Annotated in this window: 16 protein-coding genes; 8 read left to right on the plus strand and 8 right to left on the minus strand. The window is 50.3% G+C overall.

Going from position 1 to position 20,816, the window contains the following annotated elements; translation table 11 throughout:
* The first annotated feature begins 93 nt into the window (after positions 1-93).
* From AC6R03_RS06265 to AC6R03_RS06275, 3 genes are all read left to right on the plus strand, one after another.
* A complete protein-coding gene (locus AC6R03_RS06265; RefSeq protein ID WP_500630202.1) occupies positions 94-1,806 on the plus strand; it encodes a phospho-sugar mutase in 1,713 nt (570 codons plus the stop codon).
* A gap of 146 nt (positions 1,807-1,952) precedes the next feature.
* Entirely contained in the window at positions 1,953-2,669 is a 717-nt protein-coding gene (locus tag AC6R03_RS06270; protein ID WP_500628472.1) for an AzlC family ABC transporter permease, read from the plus strand.
* Positions 2,666-2,974: an AzlD domain-containing protein gene (locus AC6R03_RS06275; protein WP_500630203.1), complete on the plus strand. Its 309-nt coding sequence runs from the start codon at positions 2,666-2,668 to the stop codon at positions 2,972-2,974. The genes AC6R03_RS06270 and AC6R03_RS06275 overlap by 4 nt, the downstream gene beginning before the upstream one ends.
* Before the next feature lie 13 nt (positions 2,975-2,987).
* On the opposite strand, the gene AC6R03_RS06280 is transcribed toward AC6R03_RS06275, so the two are convergent.
* Positions 2,988-3,602, minus strand: a complete 615-nt coding sequence (locus AC6R03_RS06280; RefSeq protein ID WP_500626784.1) for a fumarylacetoacetate hydrolase family protein — start codon at positions 3,600-3,602, stop codon at positions 2,988-2,990.
* A gap of 411 nt (positions 3,603-4,013) precedes the next feature.
* On the opposite strand from AC6R03_RS06280, the gene pulA reads away from it, so the two are divergent.
* Entirely contained in the window at positions 4,014-7,637 is a 3,624-nt protein-coding gene (gene pulA / locus AC6R03_RS06285) for a pullulanase-type alpha-1,6-glucosidase (RefSeq protein ID WP_500630204.1), read from the plus strand.
* Positions 7,638-7,790: 153 nt separating this feature from the next.
* On the opposite strand, the gene AC6R03_RS06290 is transcribed toward pulA, so the two are convergent.
* Both AC6R03_RS06290 and AC6R03_RS06295 read right to left on the minus strand, forming a co-directional pair.
* Positions 7,791-8,642, minus strand: coding sequence for a MalM family protein (locus tag AC6R03_RS06290; RefSeq protein WP_500630205.1), 852 nt, complete (start codon positions 8,640-8,642; stop codon positions 7,791-7,793).
* 84 nt (positions 8,643-8,726) lie between these two features.
* Entirely contained in the window at positions 8,727-10,064 is a 1,338-nt protein-coding gene (locus AC6R03_RS06295; protein ID WP_500630206.1) for a carbohydrate porin, read from the minus strand.
* Between the two features lie 450 nt (positions 10,065-10,514).
* Here AC6R03_RS06295 and glgX point away from each other — a divergent pair, with 450 nt between their 5' ends.
* Positions 10,515-12,467 (plus strand): glycogen debranching protein GlgX, encoded by a 1,953-nt coding sequence (glgX, locus tag AC6R03_RS06300; protein ID WP_500630207.1) that lies wholly within the window; start codon positions 10,515-10,517, stop codon positions 12,465-12,467.
* Positions 12,468-12,471: 4 nt separating this feature from the next.
* Positions 12,472-13,338 carry a glycerol kinase gene (locus tag AC6R03_RS06305; RefSeq protein WP_500630208.1) on the plus strand — a complete coding sequence of 289 codons (867 nt, stop codon included), beginning with the start codon at positions 12,472-12,474 and terminating at the stop codon, positions 13,336-13,338.
* An 18-nt stretch (positions 13,339-13,356) separates the two neighbouring features.
* On the opposite strand, the gene AC6R03_RS06310 is transcribed toward AC6R03_RS06305, so the two are convergent.
* Entirely contained in the window at positions 13,357-14,247 is an 891-nt protein-coding gene (locus AC6R03_RS06310) for a LysR substrate-binding domain-containing protein (protein ID WP_500626789.1), read from the minus strand.
* A gap of 205 nt (positions 14,248-14,452) precedes the next feature.
* On the opposite strand from AC6R03_RS06310, the gene hisC reads away from it, so the two are divergent.
* Both hisC and AC6R03_RS06320 read left to right on the plus strand, forming a co-directional pair.
* A complete protein-coding gene (gene hisC / locus AC6R03_RS06315) occupies positions 14,453-15,532 on the plus strand; it encodes a histidinol-phosphate transaminase (RefSeq protein WP_500630209.1) in 1,080 nt (359 codons plus the stop codon).
* Between the two features lie 22 nt (positions 15,533-15,554).
* Positions 15,555-16,322, plus strand: a complete 768-nt coding sequence (locus AC6R03_RS06320; RefSeq protein ID WP_487903701.1) for an ABC transporter substrate-binding protein — start codon at positions 15,555-15,557, stop codon at positions 16,320-16,322.
* 136 nt (positions 16,323-16,458) lie between these two features.
* On the opposite strand, the gene AC6R03_RS06325 is transcribed toward AC6R03_RS06320, so the two are convergent.
* The 4 genes from AC6R03_RS06325 to AC6R03_RS06340 form a co-directional block, all read right to left on the minus strand.
* Positions 16,459-16,893: a YccF domain-containing protein gene (locus AC6R03_RS06325; protein ID WP_334552219.1), complete on the minus strand. Its 435-nt coding sequence runs from the start codon at positions 16,891-16,893 to the stop codon at positions 16,459-16,461.
* 68 nt (positions 16,894-16,961) lie between these two features.
* Positions 16,962-17,693, minus strand: a complete 732-nt coding sequence (locus tag AC6R03_RS06330) for a sulfite exporter TauE/SafE family protein (protein ID WP_487903702.1) — start codon at positions 17,691-17,693, stop codon at positions 16,962-16,964.
* 128 nt (positions 17,694-17,821) lie between these two features.
* Positions 17,822-19,378 (minus strand): cryptochrome/photolyase family protein, encoded by a 1,557-nt coding sequence (locus AC6R03_RS06335; protein WP_500630210.1) that lies wholly within the window; start codon positions 19,376-19,378, stop codon positions 17,822-17,824.
* Positions 19,379-20,731 carry a DASH family cryptochrome gene (locus AC6R03_RS06340; protein WP_500630211.1) on the minus strand — a complete coding sequence of 451 codons (1,353 nt, stop codon included), beginning with the start codon at positions 20,729-20,731 and terminating at the stop codon, positions 19,379-19,381.
* Positions 20,732-20,816 lie beyond the last annotated feature (85 nt).

A 20,816-nucleotide genomic window follows, 5' to 3' on the forward strand; every position in this document is an offset into this window, starting at 1 on the left:
TTACACTGTCGTCCATTGCTGTAATAGATAGCTACAATACAAAGAGAACGACATACAAACCGTCAGTCGCAAGACCTACGAGGACCCCTTAACATGAAACAGTATGATCAATGGCTAGCACGCGATCCCGATCCCGCCACCCGTGAAGAGCTACAACGTCTCATCGAGCAGCAGCAACAAGCAGAACTTGACGATCGTTTTAGCCAACGGCTCGAATTTGGCACCGCGGGCCTAAGGGGCAAAGTGGGTTGTGGGCCTAACCGTATGAATAGGTTGGTGATTCAAGAAACCGCCAAAGGGCTAGGTCACTATCTGCTAGCACAAATCCCACAGGCGGCTGAGCGCGGCGTCGTGGTCGGCTACGATGGCCGCATCGATTCCAAACAGTTTGCACACGATACCGCTGCGGTACTGACGGCCCTTGGGATTAAAGTCTTTCTCACGCATCACGTTGCCGCGACGCCTATCGTGGCGTTTGGTGTCAAACACTTTGGCGCGGCAGCGGCGGTGGTGGTGACAGCTAGCCACAACCCACCGGAATACAACGGATTTAAAGTCTACTGGGAGAATGGCGCTCAGATCATTCCACCGCATGATTCCGGCATTGCGAAGCACATTGAAGACGCCGCGACGGCGCCGCTCGCGCTGATGGATCTTAGTGATGCTGAGGATCAAGGCTTGCTCGTTTGGCTTGATGACGCGTACTACAACACCTATCGACAGGCCATCAACACTCACCCGCAACTCAGCCAAGCGCCTGCGCCCATCACCATCAGCTACACCGCCATGCATGGTGTCGGCGCAGAGATGGCAGAAGCCCTGCTCGGCGATGCGGGCTTTAACCAAGTATACAGCGTCAAAGATCAGCGTGAGCCAGATGGCCATTTCCCGACCGTCAACTTCCCCAACCCCGAAGAAGCGGGCGCGATGGACAAAGTGATTGAATTAGCCAAGGCGCACAACGCCGATCTCGCCTGCGCCAATGATCCCGATGCGGATCGCTTTGCGGTGGCGGCGAGAACCGCGCAAGGCGACTATCAAATGTTAACCGGCGATCAAGTGGGCGCGCTGTTTGGTCATTATCTACTGAGTCATTTTGATCGTAGCCAAGGTGTCACGCCGCTAGTGGGAAATACCATTGTCTCTTCGACACTGCTCGCCAGCATCGCACGCTCGCTTGGCGGTGAGTACTACCAAACGCTGACGGGCTTTAAGTGGCTGACTAACGTTGCCATGAGTAAAGTATCGAGTGAGCGCCCGTTCCTGTTTGCCTATGAAGAGGCGTTAGGTTACACCATTGGCACCACTGTCTGGGATAAAGATGGCCTGTCAGCGCTGGTGGCGTTTGCTCAGTTGACGGCAGAGTTAGCACGCCAAGGAAAAACCGTGTGGGATCAACTGGAGACGATTTATCGTCAACATGGCATGGTGGTCAATGCGCAGCGCAGTATTGCCCTTGACCCAAGCGCCCCCGCTATTGGAGAGAGCCTAAGAGCCTCACCAGTCAGCCAAATTGCAGGGCGTGACATCGAACGGGTCGACGATCTCAAAACGCTCACCACCACCCATCAAGATGGTCGAGTGGAGACCATAAATTTACCGGCCAGTGATGTGCTTATCTATCATCTCGCGGGTGGCGCGCGTGTGATTGTTCGCCCTTCCGGCACTGAACCTAAAATTAAATGTTATTACGAAGTGGTCGAAGTCTTCCCACCTGAGCAAAGTTTTGCCGAAGCCAGCAGCCACGCTCAGCAAGTGATGGATTTGCTCATCAGTGAACATCAAACCAGCTTAACGCACCTTTAGCACTCAAGCGCTTTTGTGACACGAAAGCGCTTTGTATAACGGCCTCATTATCGATAAGCTAGCAGAATCAATGGCATGTCGCCTATCGCGCTGGCTTTTCACCTGGCGAAAAATAGAGACCAGTGCAAAACGGATAATTGAGGCTTATGGATACCGACACACTCCCCACCCACCAAACCAGTAAACGAGAACAATTTCTCAAAGGTAGCCTTGCTATGGTGCCTCTGAGCATTGCGGTGATCCCTTGGGGATTGCTCGCAGGCTCGTTTGCCATCGACGCGGGATTGACCAGTTTAGAGAGCCAAGCGCTCTCGGCGATTTTGTTTGCGGGTTCCGCGCAATTAGTCGCAACGGGCATGTTTAAAGCGGGCGCAGGGCTTGCCACTATGTTGCTCACCACCTTCTTTATTACTTCCCGTCATTTGCTGTACAGCGTGTCGATGCGCAATCGAATCAGTCCACTGCCTCTAAAATGGCGTCTGACGCTCGGTTTTTTGCTGACCGATGAACTGTTTGCTATCTGTGGTCAGCAATCTGAGCAGCAGTTCGATCGCTGGTATGCCTTGGGCGCTGGCCTCAGTTTTTATCTTTGTTGGAACTTAGCGACCTTAGCAGGCATTGTGCTTGGCAATCAAATCCCGATGATGAATGAGCTCGGTCTTGAGTTTGCGGTTGCGGCGACCTTTATTGCCATCGTCGTGCCCAATATTCAGTCGTCGCCAGTGATCGTTGCCGTACTCACTTCGCTGATCGTCGCGGTCACTTGTCACTATTTCTCACTCGATGGAGGACTGATGCTAGCGAGTATCAGTGGCATGTTGGCAGGTTATGTGACGGAGCAAGTGAAAGGGAGAGCGGTATGATTTTAGGGTCAATTTTAGCGATGACGGCGTTGGTGTTTCTCAGCCGCTACCTGTTTCTTGAGCCCAAATTACCACTCAAGCTCAATCATAGTATGCAGCGCTTGCTCAGCTACTCAGCGCCTGCGGTATTAACCGCCATTTGGGCACCGATTGTCTTTATGCCGGAAGGAGATCTGTGGCTGTCACACAGCAATCCCTATTTAGTGGGCGCAGTGATTGCGGCCTTGATTGCTTGGAAAACCAAAAACGTATTACTGACCACCGTCATCAGTATGTGTCTTTTCCTACTATTGAAACTGATGTAACTCACACATCCGATTAATGTGCAATCCACTCAATCTCCATCAAGGTGGTGTCATCAGTTTTCAACCGCGCAAGGAAGCGATCGCCACTGTGCACTTCACCCACACCTTGTGGCGTGCCTGTCATGACCACATCCCCGTCATATAGCGTGGTGTAGCTGCCGAGCTCTTGCAAAATTGTTTGTGGAGAATAGATCATCTGCGTGACTGCACCTTTTTGAACGCGCACGCAGTTGATGTAGAGCTCAATGCTCAGCGCATTCACCTCTATGCCATCGAGTGGCATAAAACGGCTAAGCACCGCAGAGCCATCAAACGCTTTTGCTCGCTCCCAGGGTAACCCTTTCCCTTTGAGAGACGACTGCAATCCGCGTTTGGTCAAATCAAGCCCTAGCCCGACATGGCTATACTCTCCGTTCGTCACCACAAAACAGATCTCTGCTTCGTAATGAAGCGGCTCTTGATGAAAAGAGGACAAGGTTGACGTAATCGCACTGGCTGGCTTATTAAACACCACCATCTGCTCTGGAACGGCGTTACCCAACTCGTGAATATGTTCGATATAGTTGCGGCCAATACAGACGATTTTGCTAGGGGTAATCTCACTACTGCCGAGTTTTATTGACGTCATTTTTCCATCCGTGGTCATCAATTGTCGCTGTCAACTAAAGTACCGATTCTAAATGAGTTTTTTGACAATTTAACCCACCAATCTGATAAATTCAGATCTGAGACTGTTATTTTACAACAAAAAATATGCACCTTATTTTCTCCTACTGAACTCACATAATTTAGGTTGAGTTCTCCTCCTTTACTACGCCTCACCCCTCCTCCTCTACGCGAATTGAGTCTTATTTTTACACGCTATTTTGTGATCCTAAAAACATTTATTGTTCACTTTTCAACCAGAGATGTGAGGCGCACTCAATCACGCCATTATTTCTCACACCAAAGCAACTTTAGCTCTGGTACTCACACATGGCGTGGCCTCTCAATCGTATGCTTTTTGTTGCTAATCAACAGAGAATGGAAGCACATAACGATGAAACACTACACGTTTAATCCGGTGGTTAAGGCCATCATACCCATGCTTGCCGTGGCCGCCTTGGCGGGTTGTAAACTCAATCCACCCACCGAAGAGGGAGACGACCTCTACCCAGCGGCATACGATGAGGTGGTGATCTACTACAAACGCGATAGCGAGATTGCGGCGCAATCAACCGGCAGTGATTATGACGGTTGGGGCATGCACCTTTGGAATGGGGAGGGATGCACCAGTACTGATTTACCAGCAATGGACATTGCCGACACCGGTACGGATTGGAACGCGCCTTATCTTCATACAGGTATCAGCGCCACCTATGGCGCGTATTACGTGCTCAAGGTCGATCTTGACGCTTCAGATCCACATAACTGCATGAACTTTATTCTCCACAAAGGCGATGAGAAAGCCTTTGGTAGCCAGAATGCTAAAGTGGATTTGACCAAACTTGGTCCCACACGCAGCCTATTTGGCTTCCATGGTAGCAGTGAGCTGTACTATACACCCACCAAAGAGCGACCAGTCGTGATTGATGGGCGCAAAGCACACTGGCTAAACCGTGATACACTCGCATGGGAAAGCGCCTCAAGCGCCGCATCGGTCAAGCTCTTTTACGCGCCAAACGGCGGCATTTCGATGAGCAGTGACAAAACCATTCAAGGTGGAACTGAAGTTGCCATCTCAACCAGTGGCAGCCTAAGCGATGACCTGAGAACACGTTTTCGCCATCTCGCAGAATTGGGCGCAATGACACTGGATGTCGATGACGCCACACTGCACACCATTCTAAAATCGCAAGTGGTGGTCGCGGCTTATAACAACAGTGGTCACTTGGTGGCCTCAACCGAAGTACAAAAAGCGGGTGTATTGGATGCGGTATTCGCCGCAAGCGATGCGGGTAATGCAATGGCTGAAACACTCGGCGCCATCGTTGAGCAAGGCGATACCACCTTCAAACTGTGGGCGCCCACTGCAAAGAACGTTGAATTGGTGATCTACGATACCGATAAAACGGAACTAGAGCGCGTGACGCTAAGTGAAAACACGACAACCGGCATTTGGTCGTCTGAGGCGCTGAATGACAAAGTCGGCCTCTATTATCAATATCAAGTCACCGTATATCATCCAACCACGGGCGTAGTGGAAACCCGTTTAGTCACAGACCCATACTCACTCAGCCTTTCCAGCAATTCACGCTACTCACAAGTGGTGGATCTCAACGATAGCACTCTTATGCCTAGCGGCTGGGAAAACTCCACCAGCCCGGTTCTGGCTAAAGATGAAGATCACGTCCTGTATGAATCGCATCTGCGTGACTTCAGCTTCAGTGATCAGCTTGGCAGCCCTGAGCTCAACGGTAAATACACCGCGTTGACCGAAGCGTCACGTGAATCCGTCCAGCACCTACAAGCGCTCAAAGATGCCGGTCTGACCACGCTGCATATTTTACCCGCCTTCGACATTGCGACGGTGGATGAAGAGAGCGACAATCGCGTCGATATTACCGATACCGTGGGCAAGCTATGCGCTATTAAATCCACAGCGGCGATTTGTGAGACCAATGGCGACAACGAGATCATCGAAGATGTACTCAACAGCTATGACCCCACGACAGGGGCGGCGCAAGCACTCATGAATGATCTGCGCATGCTAGACAGCTTTAACTGGGGATACGATCCGTTCCACTACACCGTCCCTGAAGGCAGCTACGCGACCAACCCCGAAGGCACCACGCGCATTGTCGAATTCCGTGAAATGGTCAAAGCGGCACACGATATGGAGTTGAAGCTGGTGATGGATGTGGTCTACAACCACACGAACGCCTCTGGCATCAATGAAAAATCGGTGCTCGATAAAATTGTCCCTGGGTATTACCACCGTCTAGACAACAATACTGGCCAAGTCGAGATGTCCACCTGTTGTGATAACACGGCAACAGAAAACTTGATGATGGGCAAGTTGATGGTTGATTCGCTCAAAGTGTGGGCCAACGATTACAAAGTCGATGGTTTCCGTTTTGACTTGATGGGCCACCAGCCAAAAGATCTGATGGTCTACGCGTTAGAGCAAGTGCGCAGCATCGACCCTGACACCCTCTTCTATGGTGAAGGTTGGGATTTTGGTGAGGTGGCCAATAACGCTCGTTTTGATCAAGCCACGCAAATTAACATGGCAGGCACCGAGATCGGTACCTTCTCCGATCGCCTGCGGGATGCAGTACGTGGTGGCAGCCCATTTGACGGCGGACAAAACTCACAAGGTAAGCACCCACTTCGCTTTAATCAGGGCTTTGCCAACGCGGCATACCCCAACGAAGAGGTGACTCAAGATCAGGCTTATCTTGATGCCATGCTGCACAATCAAGATTTGGTGCGTCTTGGCATGGCCGGTAACCTTGCCGATTATCGCCTCACCGATTATGAAGGCACGCTGCAGATGGGGAAAAACATCGACTACAACGGTGCGCCGGCAGGTTACACTCACAAACCGTCTGAGAACATTTCGTATGTCTCTAAACACGACAACCAAACCTTGTGGGACAACAACGCCTATAAGATTGCGACAGGCATCAGCAGCGCCGATCGCGCCAGAATGCAGACGGTGGCACTCTCTACCGTGATGCTTAGCCAAGGCATTCCGTTCATTCATATGGGCTCGGAGTTGCTGCGTTCGAAATCGATGCAGCGTGATTCTTATGATTCGGGCGATTGGTTCAACCGCGTACGCTTTGATGGCTCAGACAACAACTGGAATGTCGGCCTACCGCGTGAAGACAAAGATGGCGCCAACTGGCCGCTGATTCAAACCCTGCTCAGTGACAGCACCGCAAAACCTGTCCCGACCGATATCGAGCTGAGCAAACAACAGTTCCTCGAGCTGCTCACCATACGCAGCACCAGTGAGCTGTTCCGTTTGCCAAGTTTGACCGAGGTACAAAACCGCGTTGATTTCCATAATGTCGGATCTGAGCAAACTCAGGGGCTGATTGTCATGTCTATTGACGATGGCGTGAGCGCAGGCGACGATTTGGATGCCAACTATGATGCGATTGTGGTCATCGTCAACGCCACGGCACAGACACAAGACTTCGATATCGCAAGCGCGAGCAACTTTACCTTGCACGCCGTGCAACAAAACTCGGCAGACAGCGATGTCCAAGGGGCAAGTTTTAGCGGTAACACCTTTAGCGTGCCAGCACTCACCACCGCTGTGTTTGTTCAAGAGCAATCTGGCGTCCAAGGCGCTGGCTTACCCGTGAGCAGTAAAGATCTTTCCGACACGCCACCGTACGGCGACACCACCGTGTATGTCAAAGGTGAAATGAATGGTTGGAGCGATGATGCGAACTGGGCGATGAGCTTTATTGGCAACGGCATCTACAGCGTCACCCATACCCTCGATGCCGGAAGCTACGCGTTCAAATTCGCCGACTCAGGTTGGAGTAACCCCAACATCGGTTGCGACAACGCCGCACAAGCCAGCAGCTCACTACCACTTGGTAGCGACGGCAACTGCTCAGTCACCATCAGCGAAGCGGGTGACTACACCTTTACGCTTAATGCCGTTTACCTACAAAACGACAGCGATACTCAGCCTGTGCTTTCTGTGGTAAAGGCCAACTAACCTAAGCAAGACGAGGCGCCGATAGGCGCCTCACTTGTTCCATTCAGACTACAGATATATACAACCAAGAAAAAGCCCATGTGGATTTATCCTCCACATGGGCTTCTTTCTATAAACTATTCGTACCATTAACTACGTACGAATCGCTAGTGGTTAGCGCGCATTCACCGCTTTGATAAAGGTCTCTTGTGCACCTTCAACATTGAGCGCTTTGGCTTCTTCTAGCAGGCTCAAGGCTTTGTCGATCTCTCCCGCCTGAACGGCAGACTTTATCCCGTTGTGGTAGTAGTTTTGGGTTTCCGATATGGCTTGCACTTTAGGCGCTTTGTTCAACTTAGCCGCTGAACCTTCTGAGTTTTCAACAAGCTCTTTCTGCCCGAAGCCACTCAGTGACAAAGTTTCTACTTCAATCGAAAAGTATCCGACGTTAGAAGCAAGATACGTAGGGTCAGTCACAATTGGCATCGGTTCTCCAGATTCCTCTGCACGTAACTTTGCCGGATGAGGGACGACTACCTTACTGGCTAACTGACTGTTGTCGGTATAAATCACCATATAAGGTGTTTCAACTGAATCCACTTTCATTTCAAGTTCAAACCGATTGCGAGCAAACGCATCTGAGAATACGATTTTAAAGTCGGCTTTTGTCAGCGTTTTTACGGTTTGGAAATCCTTGTTAAGCAGTTCAACGACCGGGATAGCAACGAGTCCATCTTCCATATTGCTGCGAATAAGCAAGTCCACAAAACCCGATTGTTGGTCAAAAACAAACGGCGCAAAATAACTTTTTCCGCTTGGGAACACGTCAACAGGCGAAGACTCGTTGATTTGAAATTTAAGCTGCTGCTCTTGGTTCAACGTTATCCATGGATACGCCGTCGCCGCCTCACAACATACCGACGCAGAGAGTGGTTGTAGCTCCAATTTTTGTTCAATCGATTGGTCAGAGACACACCCCAAAAGGCTAAGGCCCGACATCAAAATTAATAGACTCTGTTTCATCATTCATCCTTTGGGTAGAGAGCAGAAAAGGCGACCTCTAGGGCCGCCTTATAGTTAGTAACAGTAAATGAGGACTATGACTAGGTGTTAGAACCAGATTTCAGCTTCGACACCGAAGCGTGTTTCATCACCCTTAGCGCTTTTAGACCATGTGTAACCGTCATCAGAAGATGTCATGTAAGTTACGTAAGGCTTGATTTGCGGGCGTCCCCAGTAATCAGCATTAACAGTCAACACTGGAGCAAGTGTAGCCGTATAGAACGCAGTCGCATTATCTTCTCGACCCCAAGCTCCTTTATCAGCGATATCTTCTATTGCATAAGTCAGTGTCGCTTCCATTCTAAAGTTTTCGTTAACTTTGTATGAAGGAGTTACACCTAAGATTCCTCTGGTTACTTCTTCCTGGCTGCCAAATATAGTGCCTTCGCTGTTTTTAAGGTTCCAAATCGTTAATTCAGTACCTAACTGAAGGTTATCAGTCACATTAGCCACACCGTAAGAGGTAAAGAACAAAGACTCATCATCTTCCTGCCAGTTACCACTCCATTGTCCAAAGTTCACACCACGGTTAGCAGCTACACCCTCACCATAGGTAAGAGCTGTCAATGACCAACCATCGAAGCCGTAGTAGTCACGAGAATAGGTAACTGAAAGACCAAAGCCGCTGTCTGCTGTGTCGTCTGACTCTACATTGGCACGACTCATAAACTTAGCGTCAAAATCAAAGCGTCCACCTAGCGCTTCCACACCATAATAGTACAAGTCTACTGACGTCATTGTTTTACTACGGCCCTTATCATCAACGCCGTTGTTCTTGCAGCTTGAGTTGTTACCAGTATTCGAATCAAAGCAACTACCTTCACCTGAATCCGCAGAAACAACCGCGATACCCATATCTTTGTATTGGATACCACCGCCCACGCCAGATGATTGTTTCCAGAACTCTTTAGTGATAATACCAGCCTGACGGTTTAGGTACCGTTTACCAGCCCAAACACTCGTACCTTCAGCAAAGTAGGAAAGATCACCCAACTCTACATAAGCTTCTTTAAACTCAAGTTGACCGGTCTCCAAATGGCCTTCGTTACCTGAAGATGAACCGTAGAAACCACGACCGTTACCACCTTCGTTATTGCCGTACTCTGTTTTTAGAACGTATTTAGACCACGCACCGTTTTCGTAGTTATCGCCGCGTGTCACTGTGAATTCAACTTGGTTTGGGTTGCCAGAGAAAGGCGCGCCAGCAGCACGGTAGTCGCGACGGTGTTCCCATGTTTCATTGAGTGCTAAAGACTGACCAGCATTGTAGAGCAGGTGACCATAACCGTTGACTTGCCAACCCTGGTTCACTTTATCTTCTGCGAATGCAGAGCCAGCAGCGAGAGTCGCAGCCACTGCAGCAGCAATTACACTTACTTTTTTCATTATTTAACTCCATTTATAGGGATTATTATTCTTTTGCTCTCTTCCTCTAAGGACATCCCGCAAGGCAGTAACGGAGTGTTTGAAAAAGAGAGGTAAGATAGGACTTGGCTTGCGCTTCATCCTCGTTCGTTTCAACTGTGGCTAGATTAACGAAGCGGGGTAAGGCTGACTTCCTCCACCTCAGATTAATTTGAGGGGGATGAGAAGGGAGGAGGAATGTGGGAGTACGCCGTTGATTTGGTTGAGATCACACTAATCGGGAGGAGTAGAGGAGGATTTCGAAACAAAGTTTCGCACCAAATGACACACGGCTCACGATTTGGTTTTTTGGTTTCATTAAATTGTAATTAAATTTCATTGAGAATTATTTTGGTAATAGGCTTGACCTGCTATAAACAAAACTATTTACTAAAGTGAGATTGAAAAACACACGACAATAAGTAAAAGACAATGCAGTGCTCTCGCCCATACCCATTAGGGGCCACCTTGGATGCAGCAGGTTGTAACTTCTCGATTTTTTCGCCTTCTAACCAAGACTTACAACTCGCGCTTTTTGAAGCCGATGGCTCTTATACGACGTACCCGCTCGATAATGAAGACGCGGGTATTAAGCACACCTATATAGAAGGGATTAAAGCGGGGCAAAAATACGGCTTTATTACCCGGGTCAACGATGCAGAGCATTATCTCTCTGACCCTTATGCTAAAGCCCTCGATAAGCCTCTCTTCTATGACCTCCCTTTCAATGCTGAAAAAAGTTTCCAATTAGCCAAGTGCGTCGTCACTAAAACCAGTTTTGATTGGCAAGGTGTCGCTAAGCCTCATCGCCCGCGTGACGAAATGGTGCTGTTTGAAACGCACGTCAAAGGGGTCACCAAACTTAACCCAAATGTGCCTGAATACTCTCGCGGCACCTACTTGGGCTTAGTCAGCGAAGCGATGATCCAATTTTATAAGCAGCAGAACATCAATACCTTGCAACTGCTGCCTGTCGCTGCTTGTATGCATGAGCCGCACCTGCTCAAGATGGATAAGGTCAACTATTGGGGTTACAACCCATACTTGTTTATGGTGCCTGACCCAAGATACGCGATGCACGATGCCGTGACTGAGCTGAAAACCACCATTCGCGAGCTGCATCGCCACGGTATCGAGGTGATTTTGGATGTGGTCTACAACCACACCGCCGAAGGTGGCGCAGATGGCCCAGTGTTTAACCTCAAAGCGCTGGATGTTAACTACTACTTGCGTCACGACGATCACTACGCCAACTACACTGGCTGTGGCAATACGGTGGATCTCTCTTACCAGCCGAGCCTCAACTTAGTCATGGACACGCTGCGTTATTGGGCGCAGGAGTTCCAAGTGGACGGTTTCCGCTTTGATTTAGCCGCAACCTTGGGTCGTGAACGTGAAGCCTTTAACCCCAATACCGCTTTCTTTAAAGCCGTCGCCCAAGATCCAATCTTGCGTGAGGTGAAGCTGATTGCCGAGCCTTGGGACATTGGCCCGAACGGCTATCAAGTGGGGAATTTTCCAGTTGGATGGAATGAGTGTAACGATCGCCTAAGAGACATCACCCGCAGCTTTTGGCGCGGTGACCAAGGCTTTATGAAAGAGTTTGCGACACGCATTATGGGCTCGCGTGACCTCTACAGCGCTGCGAATTGGCCCTATAAACTGACCGTTAACTACATCACCTATCATGATGGCTTTTGCATGCAGGACTTGGTCTCCTACAAGCAAAAGCACAATGACGCCAACGGCGAACAAAACCGGGACGGTCACGGGGATAACCGCTCCGCAAACTATGGCATCGAAGGGCCAACCGATAATCCGCGCATTATCGAAAAACGCGAGCGGCAGAAACGCAATTTCATGGCGAGCTTACTGTTCGCCTTCGGCATTCCGCACATTTTGACCGCCGACGTCCTCTCACATACCCAAGGGGGCAACAACAACGCCTACTGCCAAGACAACGAAATTAGCTGGCTCAATTGGTCTATGACCCAAGAAAAGCAGAGCTTTCGTGAGTGGCTAGCGCAAATGGTGAAAGCACGTCAAACCTACATGGTACCGTTCATTCGCGCCTTTAGTGGCGATACCCGCAATGAAAACCGCGTGCTATGGAGACGCATTGATGGCACCTTCATGGAACATGAAGATTGGAACCAACTGAGTTGTGTCGCGTTGCAACTGGGCATCGACAAAGCAGGTGCCGAGCTGTTCTACTGCATCAACCAAACTACGGCGCCCGCGCGCTTTACCTTGCCAGCAGAAAATCAACAAGAGTGGATGATGATCTGCAACACCGATTCGCACGAAGTGCATCAAACCATTGATCACAAGCAAGTGCTGATCGCGCCAGGATCGATGGCGATTTTCCACTACAAGGCGATTTAAGCCAGTGGCAGACAAACTCTCTACTACCGCGCTGGCAAAACAGCGCGGCTTGGACGCCAAAGCCTTGTTTAATCAGTTGAAACTGGCTGGCTACATCAATCGTGATGACGAGAGTTGGGTGTTGACGGAACTGGGCAAAAAGTTTGGTGGTGACTACGCCACCCACCCCAAATTTGGCCAGTTTATCGTCTGGCCAAGCAACCTACTGATTGATAGTGACGCCACCAGCGGCAAAACGCTCACCGCCACCGAGCTTGGCGAGCGCTTTTCCCTAGCGGCGAAAAAAATCAATCAGCTGCTTCAAGAACTCGGTTGGATCCAAAAAACCGAGCAAGGCTGGCAAGTGAGCCAGACGGGGCTCAGTGTCGGTGGTTACCAACGTGAGGATAAACAGAGCGGCCAGAAATTTGTCGTCTGGCATGACTCAATAGCGCGAAACAAACGCCTGAGGCAAACGGTGGTCGAGTTTTCCGGTCAAGATGCACACGCGCACGCGACGGATAAATCCCTCTATAGCTTTCGGCAAAAGTTTGAAGCCAAACATCGCACCTTAGACGGGCACTATGTGCGCTCCAAAGGTGAGCTATTGATTGATAACTGGCTGTACATGAACGGCGTTGTCCACGCCTACGATAGACCGCTGCCTATTGAGCAAGATGTGTTGAGCGATTTTTATCTACCTACAGGCAACGTCTATATCCAGTATTGGGGCTCAGACAGCGGCGCAATGCCAGATGACCAACGTGAGACCCTTCGCGCCCTCTACACTCAACACGGTTTTGAACTGCTTGAGATACACCCAGAAGAGGTCGAGACGCTCGATGAGTGCTTACCCGCGAAACTGCGCGCTTACGGTATCAAGGCGTATTAACCTCTCACAGGCCAAAAACTAAGGCGTATTCACCGACGCCAACCATTCAACAAAGGCGCTCAAATTCGGATTGTCGCTGTCTGCGGGAGCGATCAAATAGTAGCCTTTGCCGGACAGTACCTCATGCTCAAAAGGCTGAATCAGTTGCTGATGCTCGATTTGACGCGCTGCCAGAGTGAGATCGCCGACCGTCATCCCGTAGCCCAGTTGCGCGGCATTCATCGCTTGATCCAAAGTGGCGAAGGTTTGGTTACGTGCGCCGCGCAGTTGACTTAACCCAATACTATCAAGCCACAGCTGCCAATCGGATTGCTCCGCATTCGCGTGTAGCCAGTTAACGCGCCGCAATGACTGGTAAGCATCACCGCCCCCCTCTTGCTGCGCTTGGTGCCAAATCTGCGGTGCACAAACTGGGGAAAGGCGCTCCTCAAACAAAAGCACCTGTCTCACACGCTTGGTCGCACTCGCTCGGCCATACATGATCACCAGATCAAAACTATCAAAGTTAGGGTGGAGCTGATGCTTGGTGGTCGAGGTAAGCTCAACATTGATATCCGGATGAGAAATCTGAAAGGCCGTCAATTTTTCCAGCAAAAACGTGGTGATACAGCTAGGCGCATTGAGTTTAATGCGGTTGGCGCTCTCTGCGACCTCACGCACCGCATTTTGCAATTGGTGAATAACCGCTTCGGCCAGTGGCACAAACTTGAGTCCGTCTGGTGTCAGTGCCAAACCGCGAGCGTGGCGATAAAACAGACTCACCCCCATCATGGATTCAAGTGACTGAATCTGACGGCTGATCGCCCCTTGCGTCATCGCCATCGCACTCGCCGCATGAGTAAAATTGAGATGCTCCGCCGTTGCCAAGAAGGCTTGCAAATTTTTTGTCGAAGGAAGTCGATGATTCATCGTCAATACTTGTCTGCCAGAATGCTACGACTCTAGCACAAATCATGTTAAAACCCCTAACACAAGCCATGACAAAAATGCATGGCTATCATGTATTAATTTCGTTTCATCCAACTCCCATTTTTGACTAAATTGGCAATACAAACCGCTTATAAGAAATAATTTTTCATTGTGAGCGACTATAAAATCATTCAAAGGAACGTAAATGGATTCATTAGCGGATAAATTAGCGCCTGAGAGCATAAAAAAATTAATACCTTATCAATCTGCTCGACGCATAGGTGGTCATGGGCGCGTGTGGCTCAACGCCAACGAGTTAGAGACCCCGATCTTTTTTGATGAACAACAATCCGATTACTCCCGTTACCCTGACTATTTGCCTCACGACATCGCGCGCGCTTACCAAGCGTACTGCCATACCGACCAGGATGTGATGGCCGTACGCGGCGCCGATGAGGCGATTGATCTGTTGGTCAGAACCTTTTGCCAGCCAGGTAAAGACAAGATCGCGATTTGCTCGCCAACCTACGCCATGTATGAGTTTTGCGCCGAATCCTTCGCGGTCGACACTATCGATGTCCCTTTGATGGGCAATGCTTTTACGTTAGATGTTGAAGGCATCAAATGCGCAGCGCCAAAGGTTAACCTTATTTTTCTCTGCTCACCGAATAATCCGACGGGCCAACTGCTCGCCCGTCAAGACATCATTACTGTGCTCGAAAATACAGCGAACGACGCCATCGTGGTCGTGGATGAGGCATACATTGAGTTTGAACTTGGCGAGAGCGTGGTCGACCTTATCGATCACTATCCGCATCTAGTCGTCATCCGAACCTTATCCAAAGCCTTCGGTTTGGCGGCGGTGCGCTGTGGTTTTATCATCGCTCAACCCGCGGTTATGGACTATGTGAAAAAGCTCGTCCCTCCTTACCCGATGCCTGACAGCACGGCGGAGATTGTGCTTAAAGCGCTCAGCAACGAGGGACTAAAGAAAGTCGCCGCGGCGACTCAGCGTCTGATTGAGACCAAACAGCGCTTTATCGCGCGCATTGACTCACTGAACTGGATCGAGACCCTCTATCCGAGCGCGACAAATTTTGTTCTAATTCGCACCAAACCCGGTGTGGACCTGTTTCAGTACCTCGCCGAGCATGGCGTGGTCACGCGCAATCAGGCTCATGAGCCAAGTTTGAAGCATTGCGTTCGTATTACCATCGGCTCAGAGCAAAGCATGGATGAAGTTGCCGAGCTCATGTGTCGCTACCCCGCCACTTCGGCGCAGTAACCCATTATAAAAAGGAACCACGATGAAAAAACTCCTCACTCTCATTGCTTGCACCGCCACTATGATGACCGCCCCAGCGTTGGCGAAAACCGTGCGTCTGGCGTCTGATTTCACTTATCCCCCTTTCAACTACATGGATGCCGATGGCAAACCTGCGGGCTTTGACATTGAAATCGCCGATGCCCTATGTGCTGAAGCAAAACTGGAGTGCACTTGGGTATCACAAGGTTGGGATGCGTTAATTCCAAGCTTACTCGCGCGTAAATCGGACGTCATCATGGCCTCGATGCGTATTACTGAAGAGCGTAAAAAGCGCATTCTCTTTACCGACAAGTATTACCAAACGCCAGCACGTTTCGTCACCGCTAAGCAAGGCAACATTGAGATCAGCCAAGCCGGACTGAAAGGGAAAGTGATCGGTGTGCAGTCAGGTACGATTCACGACCGTTACGTCACGGACAAGTTTGGTGATGTGGCTGAGATCAAACGCTACAGTGGTCAAGATGAAGTGTACATCGACATGCAAAACGGTCGTCTGGACGTCACCTTTGGTAACTCAGATCAACTCGCGCTTGCCTTCTTAGACAAAGAGATTGGTGCAGGGTTTGAATTTGTGGGTGAAGCGGTGACTGACAAAGCCTACATTGGTGAAGGCACCGCACTGGCACTACGTCAAAGCGACACGGCCTTAGCCGAGCAGTTTAACCAAGCTATTGCCGCCATTCGCGCCAACGGCACTTACGACAAGATCGCCAGCAAATACTTTAGCTTCGACATCTACGGCGAATAAATAACGGCGAACCAATGAGTCACTGAGCGAATTACGCATTTTCCTAACCGTTCGTCTAAGAGAGCGTCAAAAAGAGAGCCCCACACACTGTTATATATAGTAAGCGGGGCTCTTTGGTGAGTGGTACTCGCGGAATCTACGGGCGATTTGAATAGCGTGCCCGAGCGGCTTGCTCGACGGGCACAACCGTTTTACCAATCGGTGCGAGCGAAATCAGCGCCAATTTCAGGTGTTGCAGCGCGAACGGGATACCAATGATGGTGATAAAGCACGCCACCGCAGAACAGATATGACCAATCGCAAGCCAAATCCCCGCCAGTAGAAACCAGATGATATTACCCACCAGCCCAAATGGACTGGTGCCAATGTCGACCTCATTGGTCAGCTCTTCACGGGAAATCGCCTCTTGGCCAAACGGAAAAAAGGAAAAATTGCCCATCACAAAGCACGCACGCCCCCAAGGAATGCCAATGATGCTGATGAACGCCAGCAGACCAAATAACCACCACATCAGCCCCATAATGACGCCGCCGCACACAAACCAAATCACATTGCCTAGCATTCTTAGCATAGTCATTCTCAGATCTCCTCACTCACTGTTGGTCATCTATTCAAACACAAAACCGCTTCGCACGCTCATTAGCTGGCCAGCGCCTGCCACACGGCCGTTATACCACTGATACTGCACAGCAATAAGGCGCCCACGCGAATTTTCTCTTTGGGTAACGAATGCGTCGTCATCTGAGCTAGCTTGTAGCCCACCCAAGCGGCAGGGATCAGCGGCACGGTGATCCAGACATGGTGCCAATTCAAAAAGCCCGCTGGCATTTGAATCATCAAAGAAATGATCGAGCTAAAGACAAAGAAGGCCGAGAGATTACCACGCAACTGGTTTGCTTCTTGATGCTGCAACAAGAGCGCCATCGGCGGCCCGCCAATGGCGCTGCTAGTACCAAAAAAGCCAGAAAAGAAACCTGCGATGCCCATTTTGACGGGGGTTGGCTCAATACGAAAAGGCAGCAGACTCACCGCCACAGCAAACAGCACTAATAAACCGAGCCAAAGCGCGAGCATGTCGGTCGAGACCATCACCAGCAACACGCCACCAGCGATAGAGCCCGGCACACGACCAATCAACGCCATTTTCAAACCGCCAATTTCCACACTGGCGCGATGCTTGAGCGCATTCAGCAGTGAAATAAACAGCGCGACGAGACAGATCGGGGCGGGGACATAATCCGGTGACACTAAAAACAGCAGTGGCGCCGCCACAATCGCCAAACCAAAACCGATGGCGGTTTGGACAAAAGAACCAATAAAAATAAGCAGCGCCGCAATCAGCGCCTCTGAAGTCATCCACTCAGCAAACATAGGTCAACACAAGCAAAAAGCGGTGTTTACCGCTTTTGATAATCAATCAATAACTTATTTTAACTGAGATAGTGTCATGGAGATACCACAGATCACGCTAAGTACCCCATTGCTTGCAAGGTGCAGCGTTACAACGCGTCTATCTGCGCTAGGTAACGCTCCGCCGTTGATAACACCTCTGCCTGCTCGGCCTCTGACAGCTTATCCCAACTGCGATAGATCATACCGATGCGTGGGTTGCGACTGAGACGCTCACGATGAAGCAACATAAAACGCCAGTACAAACTATTAAACGGGCAGGCCCTCTCTCCGCTGCGTTGCTTCACATCGTAGTGACACCCTTTGCAGTAATCGCTCATCTTGTTGATGTAGTTTCCGCTCGCACAATAAGGTTTGGTGGCAATGATGCCTCCATCGGCAAACAGCGCCATCCCGCGCGTGTTGGGCATCTCTACCCACTCTATGGCATCAATATAGATGCCAAGGTACCACGCATCGACCTCGTCCGGTGCAACACCAGCCAGCAAGCAAAAATTGCCCGTGACCATCAAGCGTTGAATATGATGGGCGTAAGACCACTCAAGCGATTGACCAATACAGGCATGCATACACTTCATCTGAGTGCGGCCATGCCAAAAGTAGCTCGGCAAGGGGCGCTGGGCTTGCAGCTCATTGAGCGTCGCGTAGGTTGGCATGTTGATCCAATAAATACCCCGCATATACTCGCGCCACCCGATGATCTGACGGACAAAACCTTCGATCTGCGCCAAGGTAATCGGGCTGTCACTGCGCTGACTCTGGTGGTAACTCTCTAACGCCGCGTCCACTACCTCACATGGGCTGAGCATTTTAGTATTGATCGCAAAAGAGAGTCTGCTGTGGTAGAGGCTCCATTGGCTAAGATGCTGATCGGTCATCGCATCTTGGAAGCGACCGAAGAGCGGTAGACACACTCGGCAAAAGTGCGCCAACAAATTCAAGCCTTGATGACGAGATATCGGCCAGACAAGACGCTCTTGCTGCTGCCCGATCGTCGGGATTTGATGACGCTTGATACGCTCATTGATCGATGTGACATCGTTGGCAAACAGCAGAGGTCTCGGCAGCGCCTCAATATCGGACTTTTTGAGCTTATTGCGATTGTCGCCATCAAAATTCCACTGCCCACCGACGGGTTTGTCTGCGTCCATCAAAATATCAAAGCGCTGGCGCATTTTGCGGTAGAAATTTTCCATCTTGACCGCTTTACCCGACTTAAAATAGTCGCCAATCTCATCAAATGGCAGCAAAAAGTGGTCGCTCTCGACACAGCGCACTTTACATTGAGGCAGTGACAACAGTTCGAGCTGCCGCATCAGTCGGTATTCATCCGGCCTTTGATACTCGAACGTCTCGGCATTCACCCGCTCGACCCAATGCGTAATGAGTGAGGGCAGATCTTTGTAGGGCTCAGTGTCATCGAGGGTCAGATGCACCACGTGATGCCCCGCTTCTTGCAACTCACGTGCAAAGTTCGCCATTGCGGCAAAAAAAGCCGCGATTTTCTGGCTATGATGACGGGTGTAGTGGGCTTCTTGATGCAGCTCTGCTATGAGGTAAAGCACCCCTTCCTCTTTCTGTGCAAACCAAGCGTGCTGATGATTTAACTGGTCACCCAAAATGAGCCGAACGCAGGAATAGTTCACTTATCTCCCCTCCCCGCTATCCTCAATCGGCCAACCATTGTAATCGAAGGCATCTAAGCGCGAGAAGGCATCCAAGCACGAGTGAGAGGGTGTCCCCTGCCAACGACGGATAAATTCACCGTCAGGGTCGTAAGTTTGGGTCTGTTTCTCGAGATTAAATTGACGTCCGCTGCGTGGATCCGCTCCGACGCCCGCAAGATACTGCCAGTTTCCCCAGTTTGAGGCTACATCGTAGTCCACCAACTGCGTTTCAAAATACGCAGCGCCATAACGCCAATCCATACCCAACTCATGAACCAAACAGCTCGCCACTAGTTGACGGCCGCGGTTGGACATATATCCTGTCGCACGCAACTGTTTCATGCATGCGTTAACGATCGCATAAGGCGTCTCCCCTGCTATCCACGCCGCAAAGCGCTCCGGGTAAAACGACGTGAGCGGGGCTTGATCTGTGATACCTCGAAAAGCGAATAAACGCTGACGATGCAATCTTGCATACCAGTAGAAGTAGTCACGCCATAGTAACTCAAACGCAATCCAATAGGTTGACTCGTTGGCTCCATGAGCCGCCTCATACTGCGCCAGTTTGGCCAAAATGGTCCGTGCACTGAGACAACCTTGAGCGAGCCACGGTGAGAACTTGGTCGAATAAGCCATGCCCTCAAGGCCATTGCGGGTCGCTTTATAGTGACTCGCGTTGGACGTCGAAAAGTAATCGTCACAATGGGCTAGCGCCGCGCCCTCTCCCCCCAGAAACTGCCCGCTTTGGCAGGGACTCGTCGTCACTAGTGGGTAATCGACCTCAATCACACTTGGCAATGTCTCAACCGCAGGCAAGGGCACTGGCACTGCAAGGGGTTCGACACGCTTTCGAAATCGGCTAAAAGTGGCAGGCAGTTCGGCGAGTGAAAAAGGCAGCTCAGATCCATCAAGTATGTGGCCACTCTCTCTTTGGATGATATTGAGATCAGGACACGTTGCTTGCAACGCATCCACTATGCGCTGCTCATCTATACCCGCAAAACGTTGACAATAAAGGTGGGTAATGCCCTGCTCTCGAATGAGAGCTGCGAGCGAAGCGGCGCTAAGATCAGGCAAACAATAGAGGCTTTGACCTAATTTAGCCAAACTGGCCGCCAGATCGCTGGCCGATTGAGACCAAAAAGCCTCTCTGCTCGCTCCCAACTGGCACTGCTGAGAAAAGCGAGAGAGAAAATGGGTCATCTGAGGCGGGCTGCAGACGCAAAGCATCTCATCGACCTGCTCTGCTGCGGCTTGAAGTAATGGGTTGTCTGTCAGACGAAAATCATTGTGAAACCAGTACAACCCTCTTCGAGATGTGGGGAGTGACAAAGCCTTGCTCCATAAAATCAATCACTCCCATTCAATACGCAGTTTGTACCATTATGGATTAGTTTAAAGCTTTGGATTAGGTTGA

It is taken from the genome of Vibrio sp. R10-SG-ISO4, assembly GCF_059834135.1.

Excerpts from the sequence above, each read along its gene's own strand:
- AC6R03_RS06295 (WP_500630206.1), bottom strand. The coding sequence starts at position 10,064 with ATGAAAAAAGTAAGTGTAATTGCTGCTGCAGTGGCTGCGACTCTCGCT.
- AC6R03_RS06330 (WP_487903702.1), bottom strand. The coding sequence starts at position 17,693 with ATGTTTGCTGAGTGGATGACTTCAGAGGCGCTGATTGCGGCGCTGCTT.
- AC6R03_RS06275 (WP_500630203.1), top strand. The coding sequence starts at position 2,666 with ATGATTTTAGGGTCAATTTTAGCGATGACGGCGTTGGTGTTTCTCAGC.
- AC6R03_RS06310 (WP_500626789.1), bottom strand. The coding sequence starts at position 14,247 with ATGAATCATCGACTTCCTTCGACAAAAAATTTGCAAGCCTTCTTGGCA.
- pulA (WP_500630204.1), top strand. The coding sequence starts at position 4,014 with ATGAAACACTACACGTTTAATCCGGTGGTTAAGGCCATCATACCCATG.
- AC6R03_RS06320 (WP_487903701.1), top strand. The coding sequence starts at position 15,555 with ATGAAAAAACTCCTCACTCTCATTGCTTGCACCGCCACTATGATGACC.
- glgX (WP_500630207.1), top strand. The coding sequence starts at position 10,515 with ATGCAGTGCTCTCGCCCATACCCATTAGGGGCCACCTTGGATGCAGCA.
- AC6R03_RS06270 (WP_500628472.1), top strand. The coding sequence starts at position 1,953 with ATGGATACCGACACACTCCCCACCCACCAAACCAGTAAACGAGAACAA.
- AC6R03_RS06265 (WP_500630202.1), top strand. The coding sequence starts at position 94 with ATGAAACAGTATGATCAATGGCTAGCACGCGATCCCGATCCCGCCACC.
- hisC (WP_500630209.1), top strand. The coding sequence starts at position 14,453 with ATGGATTCATTAGCGGATAAATTAGCGCCTGAGAGCATAAAAAAATTA.
- AC6R03_RS06325 (WP_334552219.1), bottom strand. The coding sequence starts at position 16,893 with ATGCTAAGAATGCTAGGCAATGTGATTTGGTTTGTGTGCGGCGGCGTC.
- AC6R03_RS06290 (WP_500630205.1), bottom strand. The coding sequence starts at position 8,642 with ATGATGAAACAGAGTCTATTAATTTTGATGTCGGGCCTTAGCCTTTTG.
- AC6R03_RS06280 (WP_500626784.1), bottom strand. The coding sequence starts at position 3,602 with ATGACGTCAATAAAACTCGGCAGTAGTGAGATTACCCCTAGCAAAATC.